At 50.6% G+C, this 23356-nt stretch carries 16 protein-coding genes; 14 read left to right on the top strand and 2 right to left on the bottom strand.

The features are described from left to right. Positions 1 to 24: 24 nt before the first annotated feature. From Q1L85_RS05965 to Q1L85_RS05920, 10 genes are all read left to right on the top strand, one after another. A complete protein-coding gene (locus Q1L85_RS05965; protein WP_300432576.1) occupies positions 25 to 1575 on the top strand; it encodes a type I restriction-modification system subunit M in 1551 nt (516 codons plus the stop codon). Continuing rightward, positions 1565 to 2794 carry a restriction endonuclease subunit S gene (locus Q1L85_RS05960; RefSeq protein WP_300432574.1) on the top strand — a complete coding sequence of 410 codons (1230 nt, stop codon included), beginning with the start codon at positions 1565 to 1567 and terminating at the stop codon, positions 2792 to 2794. The genes Q1L85_RS05965 and Q1L85_RS05960 overlap by 11 nt, the downstream gene beginning before the upstream one ends. 10 nt (positions 2795 to 2804) lie before the next feature. Beyond that, positions 2805 to 5345: a toll/interleukin-1 receptor domain-containing protein gene (locus Q1L85_RS05955; protein ID WP_300432572.1), complete on the top strand. Its 2541-nt coding sequence runs from the start codon at positions 2805 to 2807 to the stop codon at positions 5343 to 5345. Between the two features lie 217 nt (positions 5346 to 5562). After that, positions 5563 to 6594, top strand: a complete 1032-nt coding sequence (locus tag Q1L85_RS05950; RefSeq protein WP_300432570.1) for a virulence RhuM family protein — start codon at positions 5563 to 5565, stop codon at positions 6592 to 6594. A gap of 9 nt (positions 6595 to 6603) precedes the next feature. Beyond that, positions 6604 to 9921, top strand: a complete 3318-nt coding sequence (locus Q1L85_RS05945; protein WP_300432568.1) for a type I restriction endonuclease subunit R — start codon at positions 6604 to 6606, stop codon at positions 9919 to 9921. A 36-nt stretch (positions 9922 to 9957) separates the two neighbouring features. Further along, on the top strand, positions 9958 to 10674 hold the full coding sequence (locus Q1L85_RS05940) for a SprT family zinc-dependent metalloprotease (RefSeq protein WP_300432565.1): 717 nt from the start codon (positions 9958 to 9960) through the stop codon (positions 10672 to 10674). A gap of 49 nt (positions 10675 to 10723) precedes the next feature. Beyond that, positions 10724 to 11803 carry an endonuclease NucS domain-containing protein gene (locus Q1L85_RS05935; RefSeq protein WP_300426506.1) on the top strand — a complete coding sequence of 360 codons (1080 nt, stop codon included), beginning with the start codon at positions 10724 to 10726 and terminating at the stop codon, positions 11801 to 11803. A 400-nt stretch (positions 11804 to 12203) separates the two neighbouring features. Further along, on the top strand, positions 12204 to 12332 hold the full coding sequence (locus Q1L85_RS05930; protein ID WP_300426505.1) for a hypothetical protein: 129 nt from the start codon (positions 12204 to 12206) through the stop codon (positions 12330 to 12332). A gap of 68 nt (positions 12333 to 12400) precedes the next feature. Next, a complete protein-coding gene (locus tag Q1L85_RS05925; RefSeq protein WP_300426504.1) occupies positions 12401 to 12778 on the top strand; it encodes a DUF3127 domain-containing protein in 378 nt (125 codons plus the stop codon). Between the two features lie 145 nt (positions 12779 to 12923). After that, a complete protein-coding gene (locus Q1L85_RS05920) occupies positions 12924 to 13619 on the top strand; it encodes an SDR family NAD(P)-dependent oxidoreductase (protein ID WP_300426502.1) in 696 nt (231 codons plus the stop codon). 27 nt (positions 13620 to 13646) lie between these two features. Here the strand turns inward: Q1L85_RS05920 and Q1L85_RS05915 are convergent, their stop codons facing one another. Further along, complete coding sequence (locus Q1L85_RS05915) at positions 13647 to 15386, bottom strand: beta-ketoacyl synthase (protein WP_300426501.1); 1740 nt, start codon at positions 15384 to 15386, stop codon at positions 13647 to 13649. Positions 15387 to 15502: 116 nt separating this feature from the next. Between Q1L85_RS05915 and Q1L85_RS05910 the strand changes: the two genes are divergently transcribed. The 4 genes from Q1L85_RS05910 (at position 15503) to Q1L85_RS05895 (ending at position 21848) form a co-directional block, all read left to right on the top strand. Continuing rightward, positions 15503 to 16513, top strand: a complete 1011-nt coding sequence (locus Q1L85_RS05910; RefSeq protein ID WP_300426500.1) for a GlxA family transcriptional regulator — start codon at positions 15503 to 15505, stop codon at positions 16511 to 16513. A gap of 166 nt (positions 16514 to 16679) precedes the next feature. After that, positions 16680 to 18488, top strand: coding sequence for a PAS domain S-box protein (locus Q1L85_RS05905; RefSeq protein WP_300426499.1), 1809 nt, complete (start codon positions 16680 to 16682; stop codon positions 18486 to 18488). Then, positions 18485 to 20893, top strand: a complete 2409-nt coding sequence (locus tag Q1L85_RS05900; protein WP_300426498.1) for an EAL domain-containing protein — start codon at positions 18485 to 18487, stop codon at positions 20891 to 20893. The genes Q1L85_RS05905 and Q1L85_RS05900 overlap by 4 nt, the downstream gene beginning before the upstream one ends. A gap of 61 nt (positions 20894 to 20954) precedes the next feature. Next, positions 20955 to 21848, top strand: coding sequence for a Dyp-type peroxidase (locus Q1L85_RS05895; RefSeq protein WP_300426497.1), 894 nt, complete (start codon positions 20955 to 20957; stop codon positions 21846 to 21848). A 74-nt stretch (positions 21849 to 21922) separates the two neighbouring features. Here the strand turns inward: Q1L85_RS05895 and rimO are convergent, their stop codons facing one another. Further along, positions 21923 to 23299: a 30S ribosomal protein S12 methylthiotransferase RimO gene (rimO, locus tag Q1L85_RS05890; RefSeq protein ID WP_300426496.1), complete on the bottom strand. Its 1377-nt coding sequence runs from the start codon at positions 23297 to 23299 to the stop codon at positions 21923 to 21925. Between the last annotated feature and the right edge of the window lie 57 nt (positions 23300 to 23356).

Genomic DNA, 23356 nt, shown 5'->3' with positions numbered 1-23356 from the left:
ACCCAACCGAACACGTGGTAAAACATGAGCGCAACCAAGCAAGAACTCATCAATCAGGATCAGATCAACAAAGCCCTCTGGAACGCCTGCGATACCTTCCGCGGCACCATCAGCGCCGACACCTACAAAGACTTCATCCTGACCATGCTGTTCCTCAAGTACATCTCAGACGTATGGCAGGATCACTACGACGGCTACAAGGCAGAATACGGCGACGAGCCAGAACTGATCGAAGAGATGATGAAAAACGAACGCTTCGTACTGCCCAGCTCAGCCAGCTTTTATGTTCTGTACGATCGCCGTCACGAACCCGGCAACGGCGAGCGCATTGATCAGGCGCTGCACGCCATCGAAGAAGCCAACGGCACCAAACTCAAAGACGCCGGTAAAAGCGTGTTTCAGGACATCTCCTTCAACACCGACCGCCTCGGTGAAGAAAAACAGAAGAACACCATCCTACGACACCTGATGGAAGACTTCGCCAAAGACGAACTCAACCTCAAGCCCAGCCGCGTCGGCACGCTCGATGTCATCGGTAACGCCTACGAATACCTGATCAAAAACTTCGCCGCCAGCGGTGGCCAGAAAGCCGGTGAGTTCTATACACCACCGGAAGTTTCAGACCTCATGGCCGAACTGCTCGACCCGCAACCCGGCGACAGCATCTGCGACCCGGCCTGTGGCTCTGGCTCACTGTTAATGAAATGTGGCCGCAAAGTCGTCGCCAATCACGGCAGTAAGGAATACGCCCTCTACGGGCAAGAAGCCATCGGTTCGACCTGGTCGCTGGCAAAAATGAACATGTTCCTGCACGGCGAAGACAACCACAAAATAGAATGGGGCGACACCATCCGTAACCCCAAACTCCTCGACAAAAACGGCGACCTGATACTGTTTGATATCGTGACCGCTAACCCGCCGTTCAGCCTCGATAAGTGGGGCCACGACGAAGTCGAGCACGACAAATTCAGCCGCTTCCGCCGGGGCGTACCGCCAAAAACCAAAGGTGACTACGCCTTTATTCTGCACATGATCGAAACCCTCAAGCCTGCATCTAAGGGCAAGAAGGGCGGACGTATGGGCGTGGTCGTACCACATGGCGTACTGTTTCGTGGTTCCAGTGAAGGCAAAATCCGCAAACAACTGATCGACGAAAACCTGCTCGATGCCGTGATCGGCCTGCCAGAAAAGCTGTTCTACGGCACCGGAATCCCAGCCGCGATCCTGATCTTTAAAACGAACAAAACCGAAGAAGCCGTCACCTTTATCGACGCCAGCCGCGAGTTCAAAGCCGGCAAAAATCAGAACCTGCTCACTCAAGAGAATATCGCCAAAATCGTCGAGACCTACCACGCAGGCACCGACGTTGATAAATACGCCTATGTTGCCAGCCTCGAAGAGATCAAAGAAAACGACTACAACCTCAACATCCCGCGCTACGTCGATACCTTTGAAGAAGAGGAAGAAATCGATCTGATGGCCGTGCGTGCAGAGCGTGAGCAGCTAAAAGCGCAATTGACCGAACTGGAAACCGAGATGGCCACGTATCTGGAGGAGTTGGGTTATGGTGCCTAATCATAAAACAACAGCTTTAGACTCGTTTGTCGAGCCTCGTGCTCCAATTTGCTATGGCATTCTTAAGCCGGGTGAACATGTTTCTGATGGAATTCCGGTGATTAAAGTTAAGAACATTATCGGAGGTAGGATTTTGGAGGATGATCTACTTCGAACATCCTTGAAAATCCACAATCAATACAAGCGAGCAGAGGTAAATCAAGGTGATTTACTCTTAACAATACGAGGGACTACGGGACGAGTTGCAATTGTTCCACCGTCACTCTCTGGCGCTAATATCACTCAGGATACAGCAAGGATTAGAGTGTGTGGCGATGATGACCCATTGTACGTTTTTTACGCTTTGCAATCGCCAAGCGTTCAACAGCAAATCGATCTGAACACAGTTGGACAGGCCGTCAAAGGGATCAATATAGCTGAAGTAAAAAAGTTAAGAATCTTTCATCCAGAATATTCCGAACAAAAAAAAATCGCCCAAATCCTTTCCACCTGGGACAAGGCCATCACCACCACCGAACAACTGCTTGCCAACAGCCAGCAGCAGAAAAAATCCCTGATGCAACAGCTGCTCACAGGCAAGAAGCGCCTGCTGGATGAGAGTGGGGTTAGGTTTGAGGGGGAGTGGGCCGAGATTAAGCTGTCATCAGTTTTTGAACGGGTTACCGAGAAGAACAATGGTCAAAGTACAAATGTTGTAACCATCTCAGGGGTTCACGGATTGATTCGACAAGAAGACTTTTTCAAGAAAACTGTTGCTTCAGAAACACTCGACGGATACTTCTTGCTGAAGAAGGGGCAGTTCGCTTACAACAAAAGCTACTCAAATGGTTACCCGATGGGTGCCATCAAACGATTGAACCGTTACCGCGATGGCGTCGTTACCACCTTATACATTTGCTTTGAACTGTCGGACGTCAACAATGCTGACAGTGACTACTGGGAGCATTATTTTGAGTCTGGCCTTATGAATAAAGGGCTCAGCCAAGTAGCTCATGAAGGTGGACGTGCTCACGGTTTGTTGAATGTTAAACCTGCAGACTTCTTCTCGTTGAAAGTGCCGCTTCCTTCGAAAGAAGAGCAACAAAAAATCGCTACCGTACTTTCCAGTGCCGATCAAGAAATCTCGGCTTTGCAACAGAAACTTGATGCTTTAAAGCAAGAGAAAAAAGCCCTAATGCAGCAGTTGTTGACGGGTAAGCGAAGAGTTAAGGCTAATTAAAGGACTAAAGATGTCTAAAAAAGTATTTATCAGTTACTCCCACAAAGATGAAGGTTTTAAAGATAGTCTGACTGAGCACCTGTCTGGACTTCGAAGATCGGGAATTATTAGCGAATGGAATGATAGGAAGATCATACCAGGTACAGATTGGAGCGACCAAATCGATGAGAACTTGAAAGGATCAGAGATTATTCTTTTCCTGATAAGTTCTTCTTTTTTGAGTTCCGACTATTGTGTGAATGTAGAGGTGGAAACGGCGCTTAGAATGCACAAAGCCTCGGAAGCTCAACTGATACCGATTGTGGTTCGCTCTGTTGAATGGTCGGATTCTCCTTTGTCGGCGCTACAGGGGCTGCCAAAGGATGCTCGACCTGTCTCGTTGTGGGATGATCAAGATGAAGCTTGGGTTGATGTAATTAGAGGAATAAAAAACCTCATACAAGAGTTTGAGCCGGTCAAACCAAAGGCCCCAGCTATAGTTGAAAGTGAAGGTGTATGCCCTAGCGCATCAATACTAGATTGGTTGGAAGACACTGAAATTGCCCTAACTCATCGCATGGTCGATAGAGTTCAGCTTTCAGACATTTATACTGTACCGGATGTTGAAGTTGAAGACGACTCGGCTTCGGAGCTACGGAGTTATCGAAGTGCATGCAGATTACCGAAGGAATTCAATCGTTTTCTGGTGTTTGGTGAAGAGCAGCAGGGTAAGACATCTTTATTGAAGTACTACTATCGAGAGTTTCTAAAGGAGTCAATGATTCCTTTGATAATCAATGGTAGTGATATTAAAAATGCGAATCCTGAAGCTATATTGCGAAAAGAAGTGGCGCGACAATATGATGGCTTGAATTTTGAGGAATTTAAGAATTCAGATGATATCGTTGTTATGGTAGACAATATCGACGACATTGCATTGAATAGTAAGTATCGGGATCGATTTATAAGTGAAATTTGTGATTTTTCCGAGCGATGCGTATTTACGCACCAGTTGGCATTTTCTCTTCTAATAGATGAAGTACCAGGATTGGACGAGTTCGCGCGAGCTGAGTTGCTTGGTCTGGGTAATAAAAAGCGCGAGGAAGTCATTCAGAAGTGGATATCATTGGGAGTTGAGCAAACTATCTCCGATGAAGATCTCTACACAAAGTGTGACGAGATGAAGGAAACAATAAACTCTGTCGTTAAGAAAAATATTGTCCCCCCTAAACCAATCTATATATTGATGCTTCTTCAGATGCACGAGGCTCAATCTAAGCTAAATTTAGAGCTTTCATCTCATGGTCATTGCTATCAGCAATTGATATATCAGGCTTTCGAGAGTGCCAAAATTAACGAGCGTGAATTTGATAAGTATCTGAATATATTGACCGAGCTAGCTTGGTGGATATTTTCAAATGAAGAGAATCCTAATACTGTCCAACTGGATAATTTTTTTGAGGAATACTGTAGTGTGTATCTCAATGTTGATAAGGAAGTGGTGCTATCTAAGTTGTCTAGCCAGTCAATATTGAACGTCAAGGATTTTAGGACAGGTTTTAAGTATCCATACATATATTACTTTTTTGTTGGGAAGAAGATCTCTGAATCGTATTTGGAGAATAAAGAGGTTCGGAGCAAGGTTACTGTTCTCTTGGAAAATCTGCACCGTGAAGATTACGCAAATATATTAATTTTCGTTGCCCATCACACTCGAGATGGTTGGGTGATTAATGAAATTCAGTCCGTATTATCAGATCTTTTTGATGAACATCCCGCCGCTACTCTTGAAAAAGATCAGTTGTTGTTCATGAGCGATTTCATGAAGCAAATTCCAGAACTAATTATTGAACAACGTGAAATACAACGGGAGCGGGATGATTATAACCATAAGCTTGATGAGAATGAGAGAGCTAGGTCGAATAATGAAGAGTTGGAATCTACGGAGATCCTAGCTGATATAAACAAGACTTTAAAAGGTATGGAAATATCTGGTCAGATTATAAAAAACCGGCATGCCTCTTTGAAAAGAGAGTCGCTGCACGTTCTAGCTGAAAATGGGATTAATGCCGGTCTTCGATTTCTGAAATATTTTATAGCAATGTCGGATATTGCAAAGAACGAAATTGTTAAAGTTATTTCAAGTCACCTTTTAGAGAACCCTGAGTTATCTAATGATGAGGTGGAAAGGCATGCTGAGAATGCATATCTCCATTTGACATACGGTGTAATCAATAACGTAGTCAGAAAGATAGCAACTTCGGTAGGTTCGAAGGAGGCGATGGAAATATATAGATCCATCGAAGAAAAGGAATCAACACCAGCGATGTTGCTACTTAAACAATCGATCGAATTACACTTTTTGAAGCGTATTGATATGAAAAGTATTGAGCTCAGCATGGCGAGACTCAAAGGCAATCACGTATGTACTCGAATTCTCAAAGAGTTGGTGGTGCAGCACATATATATGTTCCCAGTGGGGTACAAAGAGAAACAGCAACTTTCAAAGTTACTGGGGCTCTCTGTCAAAGGGCAGCAACTGATCGAGAGAGAGCAAAAGCGTATAGGATGATTTCTGGCTAAAGCGTTAAAGTGACGTAAGTGCTGAAAAATTTATTCATGTCGATGAAACTACAGAGGAGTGTTGGAGAACTGACCTTCAGCGATATTTTAAGCATCATCAAGTTCCGGATGATGTCTGGAAGCCAATTAAAGACGCTTTCTCGGTGTTAAGTCTTTCTGGTCAGCGTCGGTAATATAATGGTTATCAACGTAAGGAGAAGCCGCACATGACCAATCAACCATCGACACCACCAGCTGGCGAGTTCGTGGTGTTTACGACAGACGACGGCCGGGCGCGGGTCGAATGTCGGTTTGAGTCGGATACCCTATGGTTGTCTCAGGCCGCTATGGCTGACCTGTATCAAGTGACTCCGCAAGCGATTACCCAACACATACGTGCGGTGTATGAAGAGGGTGAACTTGATCAAAACTCAACCTGTAAGGATTACTTACAAGTTCAGATTGAGGGCGCGCGTAAGGTCAGTCGCAAGCGGTTGCATTATAGCCTGTCGGTTATTCTAGCCGTCGGCTACCGCGTCCGTTCCACCCGCGGAACCCAGTTCCGTCAGTGGGCGACGCGGACACTTCAGGAGTATCTGGTTAAGGGCTTTGTTATTGATGATGAACGCCTGAAGAACCCTCCGGTCGGCGCATCCGTAGCACCAGACTACTTTGATGAGCTGCTCGAACGTATCCGCGATATTCGCGCCAGCGAACGCCGGATGTACCTGCGCGTACGCGAGATATTTGCCCTCGCTGCAGACTACGAGCCGTCTCTGAAAGAGACCACGCAGTTCTTTAAAACAATTCAGAACAAGCTGCACTATGCGTGCTCTGGTCATACCGCCGCTGAACTGATTCATAGCCGTGCTGATGCGTCTCAGCCAAATATGGGGCTGAACACGTTTAAAGGCACAGAAGTGCGTAAGGGCGATATTGTCACGGCTAAGAACTACCTCACCGAGCCAGAAATCAAAGAACTTAACCGTATCGTCACCATGTGGTTAGACTTTGCCGAAGATCAGGCTGAGCGACGTCAGCAGGTGTTCTTACAGGACTGGCAGAGTAAGCTGGATCAGTTTCTTCAGTTTAATGACAGAGATGTCCTGGTTGGGGCTGGCTCTATCAGTAAAAAAGACGCTGATGCCAAAGCAACTGCCGAATATGAACGCTTTGCAGAACATCGTCGGCGGCTGAAAGAGCAGGCCGGAGAGAACGATATAGAAGAGCTGTTACACTGGAAGCCGCCACAGCAGTAAGGATAACGAATGGAACACCACGCTCCCAAATTTCAGGAAGAATACAGTGCCAAGCTACCGGCGCTGACGTTGTTGGCCAATCTTGGGTGGTCGTTTCTCTCGCCTGAACAGGCGCTTGCTGCCCGTGGCGGCAAAACCGATGAGGTCGTCTTGCGCTCAGTGTTACGCAGCGAGCTTCAGAAGCGTACCTTTACCTTTGCTGGCAAGAGCTATCCGTTGTCAGAGAAGGCCATTGATAACCTGATTGCGGAGATCTGCAGCCCAGCTCTGAACGAAGGCCTGCTGCGTGCTAACGAGCGACTCTATAATCATCTGCTGTATGGCATTTCAGTCACTGAATTTGTCGATGGCCGTAAGGCCAACCCGACCATTGCCATTATCGACTGGCAGAATCTTGCCAATAACAGCTTTACCTTTACCGAAGAGTTTATTGTTACCTGCTCGGGTGGTGCGGGGTCGTCGGCGCAGGATACCCGTCGCCCCGACATCGTTTGCTTTGTGAATGGTATTCCTTTAGTTGTTATCGAGGCCAAGCGCCCGGATGGCAGTAGCCGCAAAGGCCCGACCATTGAAGCCGGTATTTCGCAGTCGTTGCGTAATCAGCGCCATGATGAAATCCCACAGTTATTTGCGTATAGCCAGCTACTGTTCTCGATTAACGGTATTGATGGCCGCTATGGCACCTGTGACACGCCTCTGAAATTCTGGGCGGCCTGGCGTGAAGAAGACATCTCGGATGCTGAGATGTTCGCCATCAAAAATCGTCGTTTGGATGACGCCACAAAAGCAGGGCTGTTTGGCCATCGTAATCCGGACGATCTGGACTGGTATGACCACTTGATCAGCAGTGGCGAGCTAGCGGTATCTGAGCAGGATAAGATTCTGATCAGTCTGCTCAGCCCTGAGCGCTTGCTCGAAATGACCCGCTATTTCACTTTGTTTGATAAGAAGGTCGGTAAAATCGTTGCCCGTTATCAACAAGTGTTTGGCATCAAGTGCTTAATTGACCGGATCAATACCCGCAATTCTGCTGGCGGTCGTGAGGGCGGTGTTATCTGGCATACCACGGGGTCGGGTAAGTCGTTCACTATGGTGTTTCTGAGTAAGGCGCTGATCCTTCACGACAGTCTGAAACAATGCCGGATTCTGGTCGTTACTGACCGGGTCGACCTTGAAACTCAGCTCAGCAAAACATTCGCCAGCGGTGGTGAACTGGCAACGTCGAAAGACAAAGACGCGGCGATGGCGACCTCAGGCGCTCGCCTTGCAGAGCAGATCGGCAAAGGCAATGAGCGCATTATGTTCTCGCTGATTCAGAAGTTTAACTCGGCCACCAAGCTGCCCGAGTGTCATAACGACAGTGCTGATCTGATCGTACTGATTGACGAAGGCCATCGCAGTCAGGGTGGCGAAAACCATATTCGCATGAAGCTGGCCTTGCCCAACGCATCTTTCGTGGCCTTTACCGGCACGCCACTGTTAAAAGACGATAAAACCACCAATAAATTCGGCCCGATCGTGCATGCCTACACCATGCAGCGCGCGGTGGAAGATAAAACCGTAACGCCTTTGCTGTACGAAGAGCGCATCCCCGATATTGATGTAAACGACCGGGCGATTGACCGTTGGTTTGAGCGCATTACTGAAGGCCTGACGGATCAGCAGAAGGCCGACCTTAAACGTAAGTTCTCCAAAAAAGGGCAGGTGTACGGCGCGGAGGAACGCATTCACCTGATTGCGCTGGATATCGCTAACCATTTTGTGAAGAACGTCGACGATGGTTTGAAAGCCCAGCTCGCCTGTGACAGCAAAGCATCGGCGATTCGCTACAAGAAATACCTGGATGAAGCAGGCTTATTTGAGTCGGCGGTCGTGATGAGTTCACCGGATACCCGCGAGGGTAATACGGCGGTGGACGAATCCGGTACACCCGAAGTGACGCAGTGGTGGAAAGAGCACGTTGGCACACAAGACGAACAGACGTACACCAAGCATCTGATTGAACGTTTTGATAAAGACGATTCACTTAAGCTTTTGATCGTGGTGGATAAACTGCTGACGGGCTTTGATGAGCCGAAGAACGCCGTTTTGTATATCGACAAGCCATTAAAAGAGCACAACCTGATTCAGGCCATTGCGCGTGTTAACCGCCTGCATCCGAAGAAAGAGTTTGGCTATCTGATTGACTATCGCGGGATACTTTCTGAGCTGGATACCACGATACAGAAATATCAGGATTTAGCCTCGCGTACTCAAGGCGGCTACGATATTGACGATATTGCTGGCCTCTACAACCAGATGAGCACGGAATACAAACGCTTACCGCAGTTGTATAAGCAGCTCTGGGCTATCTTCGATGGGGTGAAAAACACAGCTGACACCGAATCTATGCGACAGGCATTGGTGCCCAAAATAGAAGAGCGAGAATCGTCAGTTCCAGGTGAGCAAAGCGAGCTGGTCGATGTGAACTTGAAGAAACGTGAAGACTTCTATCAGGCGCTGACGGCCTTTGCCAGTTGCCTCAAGGTCGCGTTGCAGTCGGTGATCTTCTTTGAAGACAAAAGCTTCACCGATGAAGATCGCCACCATTATAAAGAAACCCTGAAAGCCATGACGTCATTGCGTCAGACCATTCAGCGCGATACGGGCGAGCGGATTGATTACGACGAGTATGCAGAAAAAGTAAAACAACTCATCGACAAACATGTGGTGGGAGTTGAAGTTCGTGAGCCCGGTGGCCAGTACGACGTCGGCAATATGGGTAAAAGCCAGAAACCTGAAAACTGGACTGACAATAAGACCCGCAACGAAACCGATATCATCAAAACCCGTGTTACCAAGATGATTGAGCAGGATCTTCAGGATGACCCTTACGCGCAGGAGGAGTTCTCAAAGCTTTTGCGTCAGGCGATTGAAGAGGCCGAGGCGCTGTTCGATCATCCGTTGAAGCAGTACATGTTGTTCCGTGACTTTGAAGAGCAAGTTCAGGAACGGCGCCTGGATGATCTGCCGGATGCTTTCTCGGGCAATCGTCATGCACAGGCATACTTTGGTATCTTCAAGAAGGTATTACCAGAGGCGCTGGCAGTGATGGATGAGCAGGTTCAGAACCGTTGGGTCGAACTGGCGTTTGAGGTAGACCGCCAGGTAGAAACCGCCGTCGCAGAGAACTCAATTAATCCACAGAATATTGAGGCTGATATCCGTACTAAGTTGCTGCCGATGTTGTTTAAGTATTGCAAAGACGTTGGCGCCGGGTTGGATAAAGTGAAAAAGATGGTTGAGCTGATCGTGCAGATTACTCGTGTTGGCCTGAGCAATAAGTAACCTATGAACGTGCCAGTTCGCCCCAAGGGCGAGTTAATGAGCTTTTATTACGGGGACGAAAAAATCTCGTTCACCCGATTGGCTCGAAAGTCCGAAAGCTCAAAAGTATTGATCAAAGTACACCCGGATTGCCGGGTAGTTGCACTGGCATCAGAAGCCGCCAGCCGGGATTCGGTGTTATCTGCTGTTAAAAAGCGTGGCCGGTGGATTTATCAGCAGCTTTCAGAATTTAAAACACAGTTGGCAGACTATCAGCCACGCCAGTTCGTTAGTGGCGAGAGTCATTACTATCTGGGTAAGCAATATCTGCTCAAAGTGATTGAAGATCCTGAAGTGAAGCAGTCAGTAAAACTGCTGCGCGGTTCGATAGAAGTAACCGTCAGAAATAAATCGCAGGAGAAAGTCGCTGAGCTGTTAAAAGACTGGTATCGGCTGCGGGCAAAAGAAACCTTCGCCAAGCGCCTTGATGCCGTATTGGAGCAAGCGCTTTGGGTTGAAGAACGGCCACCGATCAGAGTGCTTACTATGCAGACCCAATGGGGGAGCTGTTCGCCTAATGGCAGAATCACTCTGAACCCTCATTTGGTTAAAGCGCCACGAGACTGTATTGATTACGTGATTCTGCACGAGCTGTGTCACATTGCTGAACATAACCATAGCGAGCGGTTCTATCGCTTGATGGGGCAGGTGATGCCTAAGTGGGAGACTACGAAAGAGCGTTTGGATCGTATGGCAGGGAAGTTGTTTTTTTGAGTGCGGTATTCAAGGCTTGGGAATTAAAGATATTCGGAGAGAAGTACTAATGGCCGTCCAGCAAGGAATATGGAAGATCAGTCAAAGCGCAGATACCAAACCTCAGGCGTTGCGTGAGATCAAGCTTGAGAACGAAGCTTTGCTCGAACAACAGATTGTTAAGGATATTTCGATTCTGAATGCGCATTGGTTGCTGATCGGCCAGCAGGTCACGACCGACTTTGGTAAAAAGATTGATCTTCTGGCGGTCGATGCCCGCGGTTCGGTCATTGTGATTGAGTTGAAAAAAGACCGCACCCCGAGAGATGTAGTCGCTCAGGCGATTGATTATGCCTCGTGGGTCGAAACACTGAGCAGTGACCGCCTGTCGCGTATCTATTCAGACTTTGCCGTTAAGCAGGGCTTGAGTAGTCAATCGCTCGATGAAGCATTCCGTCAGAAGTTTTCTTCAGTGTTGTCTGAAGATGAATTAAACAGCTCGCACCAGATGGTGATTGTTGCCGCAGAACTGGACGCCAGTACCGAACGGATTATTACCTACTTGAACGACAAAGCCAGCGTCGCGGTGAACGCGGTATTCTTCTCTGTCTTTGAAGATAACGGCCACCAATACCTCAGCCGTGCCTGGATGATTGACCCGTTAGAAACCGAAGAACACGCCGTAAACACCTCGGCCAAAGGCCATTGGAATGGCGAGTTTTATTGCAGCTTTGGCGCTGGGCCGGGCAGTAGAAACTGGGAAGATGCGATTGAATACGGTTTTGTTTCGGGAGGCGGTGGTCGCTGGTACAGCAAGACCTTATTGGGTGTTTCACCGGGTGATCGTTTATGGGTGAATATTCCCGGTACCGGCTATGTCGGCGTAGCTGAAGTTACCGCTAGTGCCGTTATGGCCGATGAATTCATCACAGAAGGCATGACCCTGAAAGGGAGTTACGCCCGTGCAGAAGACGTTGGCGAAGACAACGCTGAGTTTTTTGTGGGCGTAAAGTGGCTACATACGGAAACGCAGAGTACAGCATTCAGTGAAGTGGGCCTGTTCGGCAATCAGAACACCATCGCCCGGCCACGCGATAAAAAATGGGATCATACGGTGGAGCGTTTGAAACAGGTGTGGATGATTAGTTAGTGGCAATGAGCGACTGTAACAAGCGACTGTGCCTGCTACACGTTGTATGGCTCTGAGGCATTCAGGGCAGCTTACGACTCAAATAAACTCAAGGGGCTGTATGTCTTTTCAACCTACTAATTAATGTCGTTTTTGCGCGTGCTTTTCCGGCGACTCGTCATCTTCTTCTCACATGACTCACAGGCCACAATGTCCTGTCTGAACATGCTCTTCCGGGACAACCGCTATAGGCTGTCTACACTCAAGAGGATATGAGTTTCTCTTTTGTTGAGTATCTATGCTCATTTCTGCCCGAATCCGTATTCTTGCCGGCGCGCTACTGGTGTCGTCAGTCGTAGGTATCTATCTCGTGACGTCATTAGTGGCTTAGCCGCTGATACGCGAGGATGCACGCGCCTATATGATCAGCAGCCTGGCGGAGCGTATCCGCAAGCTGTCTGACCAGAGTAATCAGGACGCCAGTGCGCTCAATACTATGAGTCAGAACTCTATCCAGTTAGCGCAGCGTCTGCAGGAGATCAGTGGCTGAGTGCCGGCGCGGTTGTACCCATCGGTCAGCCCCCCTACAATGGCTCCATTATTTTTAAGGAGCTGACCATGGCCAAAGGTTTTGAAGTACAGGGTGTGATTCACACCATCGGTGACACGCAGTCGTTCGGGCAGAACGGGTTCACTAAGCGTGAGTTTGTGATCAAACTGACTGGTGAAGGCGAGAAGCCAGAGTACCCTAACTATGTGGCGCTGGAGCTGATTAAGGACAAGTGTGCGTTGATGGATACGTTTCAGCCGGGCGATGAAGTGCAGGTGCAGTTCAACCTGAACGGCCGTCTCTGGAATGCTCCGGGTAAGCCTGAGAAGTGCTTTACCAGCCTGCAGGCCTGGCGTGTTGAGCGCATGGGTGATGCGCCGCAGTTTGCGCAGCAGCCGGCGCCGTCGCAGGCGTATAACGATTTTGACGATGATGTACCTTTCTGATCGTTACATAATACAGTCGTTTTGTGGGGAGAGACCTCCTTACAATGAAGAGGCGCGATTCGCGCCTTTTTTGTGGGCACTGGAATGACCAGCCTCTGTCATCTTCACGAACGTAGAGATCCATTTATCAGATGAAGGAGCGGCGATGAGAGTATTGGTAGCAGGGGCATCCGGTGCCATTGGCGCCGCGATTGCTGAAAAGCTGAGTGATGAGGGTGATCAGGTTCTGACGATCAGTCGCTCGGGCGAGCCTTCATCGACGCATCTGGTGTGCGATCTGACTTCAGCCGAGTCTGCTGATCAGGTTTCGAGGTTTCTCGCAGAACGCGGACCGGTCGATGCCGTGTTCTGTTGCACGGGTATCCTTCACGGCGGTTGGAATATGCCGGAGAAGTCGTTGTCGCAGTTAACGGCAGAGTGGCTGCAGCAGAATATGTTGGTGAATGTGCAGACGCATATTCATTTAGCGCAGGCGGTTGCACCGCAGGTCACGCGTACCGCCCCCATCAAATGGGTGTCGTTGTCGGCGATGGTGGGCAGTATCGAGGATAACGGTCTCGGAGGTTGGTACAGTTACCGCATGAGTAAGGCGGCACTGAACATGTTTATCCGGAATCTCTCGATTGAATGGGGGCGTAAGGCACCGGGCAGTGTGGTTGTGGCGCAACACCCGGGCACTACAGAATCAGCCTTGTCAAAGCCATTTCAGGCAGGCATTGCAGATGGCAAGCTTTATACACAAGCGCAGACGGCGGAGCGTTTGATTGGCGTAATGCGCGGTTTGAACGCAGCACAGAACGGGCGCTTACTGCACTGGGATGGCAGTGTGATTCCATTTTGATGGATGTTTTGTATTGCGCTGGATTCCCTAGAAATTAATTCTCGCTTTCCAGCCCGGCAGTTTCATACCTTCTGCACTTAATTCAATGTCATCTGGCTCTGGCTGATTCTCTTTGTCGCGGTACGGCAGAGGGATGTTTTCTTTAGCGACGGCGCTCAGATACGCTTTTTGTTTCTCGCGTATTTTTTCATTTTTTGCGATGTACTGGTGCCACTCGTTCTGCGTGACCAGAGTTTGCAGGTGATCGCGACTTGCCTGTCCGCTGAGCACCCAAGCGCTGGCGTTATTACCGCCGAATCCTTTGCTGTTGATAAAGGCGAGCTGGATGTCGCTCTGTTCTTTGTGGGTGTGGGCGAACGGAATCTCCAGGTGCTCAAGTGTGACATCAGCCGCCACTTCCGGGGCTGTCGTAACACCGGGCAGAATACCGTAGTTCCAGCTTCCCAGCGTCATCAATAGCTGGTCGGCAGAAGCGGCGGAAATCGAGTGTCCGAGGTGAGCTTTAACTGCACAAATTGGCCAGCTTTCAATATCAAATGCTGTTGCCAGGCGGCTGAACATATCGGATTCGGTCGTTCTGTTCTGCGGGGTGCTGCTACCGTGGGCGTGAACAAAGCTCTGATTTAAGCAGCCTTTCCCCAGGGTGCGTTCTGCGCTCGCCAGGGCTTTTCCCATGGTGATGTAGTTGCCGATGCCGGGGGCTGAAATAGAGCGCTTATGGCCATCGGCGTGAATAAAGACGTCACCGACGCTTCCCAGAATGTTGAGGCCCAGCTCCAGTGCGGTTTCACGGCTGGTGAGAATAAAGCACTGCGCCGACTCGGCCATGGTAAAGCCAACATTCTGCGCGAAAGGGCGTGACGCTTTGCGCAGATCGGGCTGCTGATCGTCGCTCAGATTGTCCAGTTTTCTCAATCGCTCTTCGGTCGCCAGGGCGCCCATGGCATTAAAGCCCTCAACGATCCCCGGAATCAGTGGGGCCTCGCTGTTGCCTGTCAGCACCAGCTTGCGGCGTCCGCTGCGGATATCGTCGAGCGCCATGCGCAGGTTATAGAGGAAACTGGCGCAGGCACCGTTGTTGCTGCCTGTGCTGCCGGCGTTACCGAGCAGATACGCGTTAATAAAATCGGCCGGCATGGTCGAAATACCCATCGGTAACTGGCGTGAAGTATTACGCTGGCCGAGATAGGCAGAACAGAGCATGCCGCCGAAGCCTTCCATATCCAGCTGACCTGCGGTCGAGCCCATATAGACGGCGATATCATCCGGGTGCAGGTGTTGTTTGATGTCATCAGCGCTCATGCCAAGATTTCCAAGCGCATCAGCTGCCGCATACAGTGCCATCTGTAAACCGCGGGGATGATGGCGGGAGTTATATAAGCCCGACAGATTGAAGCCCCGGGGGAGTTGCCCGGCACTTTGTACATCGCAACGGCGGTGGTTTTCGCGATAAGTTTTTATACCGTTATCTATGTTCGATTTTTCACTATCAATGACTTCGTGATAGAGCATGGCCTCAGGATTCCAGCCACGCAGCTGCGGACAATCGCTGTCCCAGCGCCGGACCAGTGTGCCCTCCAGAGCTTCATGAGGCGGGCGCTCTGTCAGGTTGGCGATTTCATTCAATAGCTGTGCTTGTTGCACGGGTGAGAGGGCGTCAAAAACCACACGCCGGAATGCCTGGTGGCCGGAGCTGCGTCCTGCTGCATTGATGCCTCCTGCAGCAGCGATAACTACGTCAGTGATGTCGATTCTGGATTCAGACACAGCGGCCTCCGGCGGTTTCAGGTTGTGTGCCTGCACAGTGTGCGCCGGGTGAGTCTTGTTAATATAGAATAATAAAGACATATTATTGATCAATTAAGACTCTTCAGGGGCTGAAGATGCTGAAACGTGTGTCATTGCTGATGTTGGATCAGATGCTCTTTTCGAGCCTGGCGATGCCGGTTGAAATGCTGGAGACGGCGATCGCCCGTCATCGCGCAGTCAACAGGTCACAGACGGTGCGCCCGGTGATTGAGACGTTGGGGCTGGAAAAGCGCGTAACCCCGCTGGGCGGGTTTGGTATTCGCCAGGACCGGCTTATCAGTGAAGTGACAGCAACCGATCTGATCCTTATACCGGCCTTGTGGCGGAACCCCCGTAAGTCGGGAGCAGAGCAGCGTGAGATTCTGGATTGGTTAACTTCCCGGCATGCCGAAGGCGCAGCGATTATGACCATAGGCACGGGGGCCTGGTTGCCAGCGGCAGCGGGTCTGCTTGATGGTCAGGCGACCACCACACACTGGCATGCGCTGGATGCCTTTTCACAGCGGTTTCCGCAGATCAGACTGCAGCGCGATCATCTGCTGACGCAGTCTGGTCGGATTTATTGCGCCGCTAGTATTAACTCTGGCGCAGATTTGATGATTCATCTGATCGGTATCGTCTTTGGTGTGGATATCGCTCGTGCCGTTGAGCAACAGTTTTCTCCGGAAGTCCGCAACCCCTTTGAGAAGCGTGTATTCCGGGCTGACGCTCCCAGCCATGCAGATGAAGAGATGGCATTGGTGCAGGGGTATCTGCATCAACACTGGCAATCTTCACTGGATTCCTCCCGATTGGCAGAGCTTGCCGGGCTAAGCGAGCGCCAGTTGCTGCGCCGCTTCAGAAAGGCAACAGGAACAGCCCCCGGGCTGTATCTGCAGCAATTAAAGTGCCGTCACGCTCGGGAATGGTTACAAAGCAGTGACCTCGATATCACTGAGATTGCGCAGCTGTGTGGATTCGCAGACTCCAGCCATTTCGTCCGTACTTTCCGCCAGCAGAGTGGGGTGACTCCGGGGCAGTACCGCAAACAGGTCCGGGCGAAACTCTTCAGCGTCGATAAGACTCAAACCGATGGTCATTCGTAAGCGGGTGTACATTTCTAATACATTGTTCTGATAGGGTGCCCGGGTGCTGCGTGTTAGCGTTGTCTGTACATAAAAGGATCACTTATGTTGCGCAGGGGCCATAAATGGCGTCTTTCTGCGTATCAGCTAACCTTTAGTTACAGTTAACCGGATGACGGGGCAAGCGATGGCAGTGGCAGAGGATGCAGGGCTAACAGAGCTGAAAGCTGGCGCGCTCGATACTTTATTAGAAAGTACCGACCTGGGTATTGCTGTCTTCGACCACGAACTCAGGTACCGGCATATCAACCAGACGCTGGCTGGTTTTAACGGTATGAGCGCTGAAGACCATCTGGGAAAAACGGTCTGGGATGTATTACCTTCGCTGGCACCGGCGATTGTGCCTGAGCTTACCGCTGTTCTCGAAACCGGCATCGGCCTTCCCGATCTGAAGTTTAATCCTGGTGAAGAAAACGGTCAGGACTACTGGGAAGCCTCCTATCTGCCGATCAAAGACGAAGAGGGCCAGACCATAGGGGTGCTGGCTACCGCGACCAATCACACCATGGAATATGCTCTGGAGCAGGCGCGTCGCGAGTCGCATGATCTGGTACGGAGAATCATCGACAGTCTGTTTACCTTCGTGGGGATTCTGACTCCGGACGGCACTGTCGTCGATGCCAATCGCTCACCGCTTGAAGCTGCAGGAATTACCCTTGATGACGTCGTTGGCAAAAAGTATTGGGACTGCTTCTGGTGGAACTATTCACCGGCCGTGCAACGTCAGTTAAAAGAGGCCGTGCTGCAGGCGTCTGAAGGAGAGACAGTCCGCTACGATGTGGTTGTGCGGACGATCGGCGACACTCGCATCACGATCGACTTTATGCTCTCACCGTTACGCGATTCCAACGGCCGCATTACCTACCTGATTCCTTCGGCAAACGACATTACCGAGCGCATTGACCGGGAAAGCGAGCTCAGATTCAGTGAAGAGCGCTTCCGTCGGGTATTTGAGGCCACGGCAGATGGTTTGCTGATGATTGATGAAAGCGGAGCAATTACGCTGGTGAACAGCCGCGCCGCGGAAATGTTTGGCTATGAACAGAATGAGATGTATGACCTGAAGGTCGAAGATCTGGTGCCCGAAAGCCACAGAGAACGCCATCGCCACGACCGCACCCGTTATCAGAATATGCCGCAGCCACGAGCGATGGCCGCCATGCGCGAGCTGTTTGCTGAGCGCCGGGATGGCTCCCGATTTCCGGTCGAGGTAGGGCTGACGCCATTGGAATTCCCGGAGGGGACGAGGATTCTCGCCACAATCATGGATGTGTCCATCCAGAAGGATATCCAGAAAAGCCTGGTCGATGCCTTGCTGGAGAAAACCTCCTTGCTTAATGAAGTACACCACAGGGTGAAGAATAATCTTCAGGTGGTCTCAAGCCTGCTGAATCTTCAGTCGCGCGGTGTGCCGGAAGATGTGCGCAAACACTTTGATGAGAGTCAGGGGCGCGTTAAGGCTATGGCGCTGATTCACCAGCAGCTGTACGAGCAGAAAAGCTATGAGCAGATCGAGGCGGTTTCCTATCTGAAAAACCTGTGTGATCTGATGCGTCGGAGCTATACCGGGGTAACCAGTCATATTTCGATCGATATCCACTCAGATAATGGTCAGGTCTACCTGATGATGGATCAGGCATTGCCTTTCGGTCTGTTAGTCAATGAATTAGTTACCAATGCCATAAAACATGCATTTATCGGCCGGGAGAGCGGCACGATAGAAATCAGTCTTATTCAGGATGAAAAAATGACAGAAGTGATGGTCAGGGACGACGGCATTGGCCTTCCCGAAAATGTTGAGCTGAGTACCACAAGGTCACTGGGTTTTCAGTTAATCCCCGGACTGGCAGAGCAACTGGAAGCTGAACTGAGCTTGATCCGCTCGGAAGGCACGCGTTTTGAGTTCCGGTTTGCAACGCAGGCGGGCAGGAAATGAGCAAGCGAAGAATTCTTATTACTGAAGACGAGCGCATCACTGCGCTTGATCTGAAAATGGCACTCACCGATCTTGATTACGAAGTGGTCGGAACAGCGGATACTGGAGAAGATGCCATCATCGCAGCGAAAGAGCTGAAACCCGATCTGGTATTGATGGATATTCACCTGAAAACAGACATGCTGGGTACCGAAGCTGCCGCGAAAATTGTCGAAGAGCACTCTATTCCTGTTATTTTTCTCTCTGCATATTCGGATAAGAATATCGTCGACGAAGCAGGGAAAGCCCAAGCGTACGGTTATCTGATTAAGCCTTATGAAAAGCGCGAACTGGATGCTGCTATACGGGTTGCATTCGCCAAGCACTCAACGGACGAAGAACTCCGGCGTTCTGATGAACGACTGCGGATGGCGCTTGATGCCGCAAAAATGTCGATATGGGAGTGGGACCCGACCGGTGACATGGTGGCGGATGGGAAACCTCCTGCAGACAAAGGCGTGTTCAGTCAGTCACTCGATAAACTGGTCGAGAAAGTACATCCCGATGATCGCTCGATTATTTACGACAACCTGAAGGCCTCTTCCCGTATTCACTGTCAGATCAGAATGCGGTTTGAAGAAGGAGCAGACTACGATCATGCAGAGGTTTTCGCCGCGGTTTTTGAGTGGAACGATGGCAGCCGCAGGGTGATTGGTGTCGTACGCGATGTTGAAGACGACTTTCGTGCGCAGGAAAAACTGCGTCAGGCCCGAGCCGTTTTTGAATCAACGTCAGAAGGCATACTGATCACGGATAAATACCGCAAGGTAACAACTGCCAACCCAGCTTTTTTTGATATCACGGGGTTTTCCCTGGACGATATCATCGGGCGCGACCCCGATGAATTTTTACATGCCCGCCGCCACAGCGATCACTTTTATCCCCGCCTCACAGAAAAGGGATCTCACCACTGGAATGGTGAAATTGGCTGCAATAAAAAAGCGGGTGGGCGTTTTCCCGCCTGGGAGCATATCTCTGGAGTGTTTGATGATCAGGGGCAGCTGAGCAACTACGTATTCACCATATCAGATATCGGTGAACTGAGGCGGGCTGAAAAAAGTCTCGCGCGTATGGCTTTTCTGGATGCACTGACCGGTGTGGGAAATCGTGTTCATCTTGAGCGGACGTTAAAAGAAGCCCTCAGTCGCCGTGAAGAGACAGGTGAGCAGGTCGCTGTGCTGTACATAGACCTTGATGGCTTTAAAGCCATTAACGATACCCTGGGGCATGCCGAGGGAGATCGAATGCTACAGCAGGTGGCTGAGCGCTTTGTGACCTCGGTCAGAGACGATGACATTGTTACCCGGGTCGGCGGTGATGAGTTTGTGATTGTGGTACCCAGCGTCGATGATGAAGAAGGTCTTAAAGTAATGGCGTCCAAGCTGTTGCGCTCGGTATCTTCTCCCATGACGCTGGCGCGTGAAGTTGTCGAGGTCTCCGCAAGTATTGGTATCGCCATTTCAAGTAATAGTCTGTCTACTCATGAAGAGCTGATCACGGCTGCAGATACCGCCTTGTTTCATGCTAAGCACATGGGCAAAAACTGCTATTACTTTTACGATTTTAAACTCGCTATGGAATCCGGCGAGAAGCTCAGAATTGAGCGGAATATGAAAGGAGCCCTCAATAATCAGGAAATCTGCGTCGAATTTCAGCCTCTTATTGATCTGAAAAATCATCGGATATATGGGGCAGAGGCACTGTGTCGTTGGTACAGTCACGATCTGGGCGTTATTCCGCCGGAGAGATTTATTCCGATTGCAGAGCAGAGCAACATGATTCTGGAGTTGGGTGCGCAGGTGCTTGATGAAAGCTGTAAGGCACTGCGTAGCTGGATAAATTCGGGGTATAAAGACATGGTCGTTTCGGTCAATGTCTCGGCCCGTCAGTTAAACGACAAACGCTTCCCTGACATCGTCAGGGATACCCTGATCCGGCATGATGTTCCGGCGTCGGGCATTGAGCTCGAAATTACTGAAACCGCCATCCAGAATAATGATCGTGCCCGTGAGCAACTGGAGATTCTTGGTAAGCTCGGTCTGCGGTTTGCCATTGATGATTTTGGTACGGGATACTCTTCACTGAGCCGGCTCAAAACGTTGCCTTTTGACCGTGTCAAAATTGACCGGAGTTTCGTTACAGACCTGCCGGACAGTGAAAGTGATACCGAAATATGCCGGGCCATTTTTGCACTCTGCAATGTGCTCAAGCTCAGTGTGACGGCAGAAGGAGTTGAGAATGAGAGGCAATTATCTATTCTCAAAGAGATGGGGTGCGGCTGTGTTCAGGGATTTTATTTCAGTCGCTCAATGCCAGCGCAGGGCTTCCTGACCTGGGCCAATGATTACAACGCAAAGGCGGGCTGACACTCGCTCCTGAAGTCTGAAGTCGTTATCATAAAGCGATAGCAAACATCAGGAGTGGAGCATGGCAACACCACAAGCGGGACTTTTTAATGAGCCAGGCCGCAGTGCACAGTATCTTGAATATCAGTTTAATAATGCGACCGATCAGGACATCCGCTCAGCACTAAAAGCGGCTGCTACCCCCGTAGAGGGCGCCGCCATTCTTTTCGCTTTCAGTAAACATACCTGGGAAAGACTGGGTCCGGGTTGGACGCCGTCTGGCCTGCAGGATTTCACGGCGCTTTCTTCCGCAAAAGGCCACGTCATGCCAGCGACCCAACGAGATCTCTTTGTATGGATCGTAGGGGAAGATCGTGGCGATATCATGAATGCCGTCGTGCAGGTCACTCAGGCACTGGAACCTCTCGCTGAGCTAGTACTGGATCTCGATGGATTTAAAACCCGTGACGCCCGAATTTTAACGGGGTTTGTTGATGGAACGGGTAACCCTGGGACAGACGAAAAAAAGCGTGCCGCAGCGCTTATCCCTGAGGGTGAGCAAGGGGCCGGAGGCGCGTTTGTACTTGGCCAGAAATGGACACACCGTCTTGAGCCGTTCCTGAACCTCAGTGTGGTTGCACAGGAAAAAGTCATCGGTCGTACCAAAGAAACGAACATTGAACTCGAAGGCGCGGAACTGCCGCCTGAGTCTCACGTGGGGCGCACCGATATCGACGTCGAGGATGTTCCGATGAAGATGTACCGCCGCGGAACCCCCTACGGTGGTGGTTCAGACAAAGGACTGTATTTTCTCGCGTTTGCCTGCGATATGGGGCGCTTTACCCATGTTATCGACAGCATGTTGGGGAAAACCGACGGCGTGACGGACGCTATGATGGATTACAGCGATGCACTGACCGGCTCGTACTGGTTTATGCCATCGCAGGAAGATCTGGATTCTATGCTGGCAGGGTGATCTTCAGGGGGCTGGGTTCCCGCCCTGGCGGGAACGGCAGAGGCTGTGTCATCCCCGCGAAGGCGGGGATCCAATCAAGCGTTAACCGGTGAACCCCAAAGGTCATACTCATCCGAGTGTTCAATGGTTACTTCGACGAAGTCACCCGGCTGACAGTCAAAGAATTCGTTCAGATAAACCATGCCGTCGATATTGGGTGCGTCAGCGACCGTGCGGCCGATCGCTCCTTCTTCGTCTACTTCATCAATCAGAACCGTCATGCGGGTGCCAACACGGCGCGCCAGCTTACGGGTACTGATTTCCTGAGCTTTCTCCATAAAGCGGTCGTGACGTTCCTGTTGAATCTCTTCGGGTACATGGTCTGGCAGGTCATTCGCCTTAGCACCGTCCACAGGGCTGTATTTAAAGCAGCCGACACGATCAAGCTCCGCTTCATCAAGCCAGTCGAGAAGCGTCTGGAAGTCTTCTTCGGTTTCGCCCGGGAAACCCACAACAAAGGTTGAGCGCAGTACCAGTTCAGGGCAGATTTCCCGCCATTTTCTGATCCGCTCAAGCGTGTTTTCTGCATGTGCAGGACGCTTCATCAGTTTCAGAACCCGTGGGCTGGCGTGCTGGAAGGGGATATCCAGATACGGAAGAATTTTGCCCTCAGCCATCAGCGGGATGACTTCGTCCACGTGAGGGTAAGGGTAAACGTAATGCAGGCGAACCCAGACGCCCATTTTGCCCAGCTCCTGACAGAGTTCGAGCATACGGGTTTTCACGGGCTTGCCATCCCAGAAACCAGTGCGGTATTTCAGGTCGACGCCGTAGGCGGAAGTGTCCTGAGAAATTACCAGCAGTTCTTTTGTCCCGGCGTTGACGAGGCGTTTCGCCTCTTCGAGAACATCGCCCACTGGCCGGCTGACCAGTTTCCCACGCATGTCCGGGATAATGCAGAAGGTGCAGCTGTGGTTGCAGCCTTCAGAAATCTTCAGGTAGGAATAATGACGTGGCGTCAGCTTAACACCCTGTGGCGGAACCAGATCGGTAAATGGGTTATGTTCCGCTTTCTTTGGCGACCATTCATGCACGGCGGTCATGACTTCTTCATACGCCTGTGGGCCTGTGACGGCCAGAACGCCGGGGTTCTTGCTTTTAATCAGCTCGGCATCGGCGCCTTTCCCCATACAGCCGGTGACGATAACGCGACCGTTTTCGTTCATCGCTTCGTTGATGGCGTCGAGAGATTCCTGCTTGGCATCGTCGATAAAGCCGCAGGTGTTAACCACGACAACGTCAGCGTCGCCGTAGCTGTTAACGACATCATAGCCGTCCAGCTTCAGCTGAGTGAGAATACGTTCGGAGTCCACCAGGGCCTTCGGACAGCCCAGGGACACAAAGCCGACTTTTCCACTCGTCGGTACGACAGTACCTTCGCCGATAGGGGATTGAGAGTTCTGATCTGTCATGCCTTATACCTTCGCCGCGCGCCAGCTGTGTTGAATCCGGGGCGGCGATTGTACCTG

Origin of the sequence: uncultured Thalassolituus sp. (assembly GCF_950066645.1) — a bacterium.
GTDB lineage: Bacteria > Pseudomonadota > Gammaproteobacteria > Pseudomonadales > Oceanobacteraceae > Thalassolituus.
This window is presented reverse-complemented; position numbering and strand designations above follow the sequence as displayed.

Coding starts and splice junctions, on each gene's coding strand:
- Q1L85_RS05965 (WP_300432576.1), top strand. CDS start 25: ATGAGCGCAACCAAGCAAGAACTCATCAATCAGGATCAGATCAACAAA.
- Q1L85_RS05960 (WP_300432574.1), top strand. CDS start 1,565: ATGGTGCCTAATCATAAAACAACAGCTTTAGACTCGTTTGTCGAGCCT.
- Q1L85_RS05955 (WP_300432572.1), top strand. CDS start 2,805: ATGTCTAAAAAAGTATTTATCAGTTACTCCCACAAAGATGAAGGTTTT.
- Q1L85_RS05950 (WP_300432570.1), top strand. CDS start 5,563: ATGACCAATCAACCATCGACACCACCAGCTGGCGAGTTCGTGGTGTTT.
- Q1L85_RS05945 (WP_300432568.1), top strand. CDS start 6,604: ATGGAACACCACGCTCCCAAATTTCAGGAAGAATACAGTGCCAAGCTA.
- Q1L85_RS05940 (WP_300432565.1), top strand. CDS start 9,958: ATGAGCTTTTATTACGGGGACGAAAAAATCTCGTTCACCCGATTGGCT.
- Q1L85_RS05935 (WP_300426506.1), top strand. CDS start 10,724: ATGGCCGTCCAGCAAGGAATATGGAAGATCAGTCAAAGCGCAGATACC.
- Q1L85_RS05930 (WP_300426505.1), top strand. CDS start 12,204: ATGATCAGCAGCCTGGCGGAGCGTATCCGCAAGCTGTCTGACCAGAGT.
- Q1L85_RS05925 (WP_300426504.1), top strand. CDS start 12,401: ATGGCCAAAGGTTTTGAAGTACAGGGTGTGATTCACACCATCGGTGAC.
- Q1L85_RS05920 (WP_300426502.1), top strand. CDS start 12,924: ATGAGAGTATTGGTAGCAGGGGCATCCGGTGCCATTGGCGCCGCGATT.
- Q1L85_RS05910 (WP_300426500.1), top strand. CDS start 15,503: ATGCTGAAACGTGTGTCATTGCTGATGTTGGATCAGATGCTCTTTTCG.
- Q1L85_RS05905 (WP_300426499.1), top strand. CDS start 16,680: ATGGCAGTGGCAGAGGATGCAGGGCTAACAGAGCTGAAAGCTGGCGCG.
- Q1L85_RS05900 (WP_300426498.1), top strand. CDS start 18,485: ATGAGCAAGCGAAGAATTCTTATTACTGAAGACGAGCGCATCACTGCG.
- Q1L85_RS05895 (WP_300426497.1), top strand. CDS start 20,955: ATGGCAACACCACAAGCGGGACTTTTTAATGAGCCAGGCCGCAGTGCA.
- rimO (WP_300426496.1), bottom strand. CDS start 23,299: ATGACAGATCAGAACTCTCAATCCCCTATCGGCGAAGGTACTGTCGTA.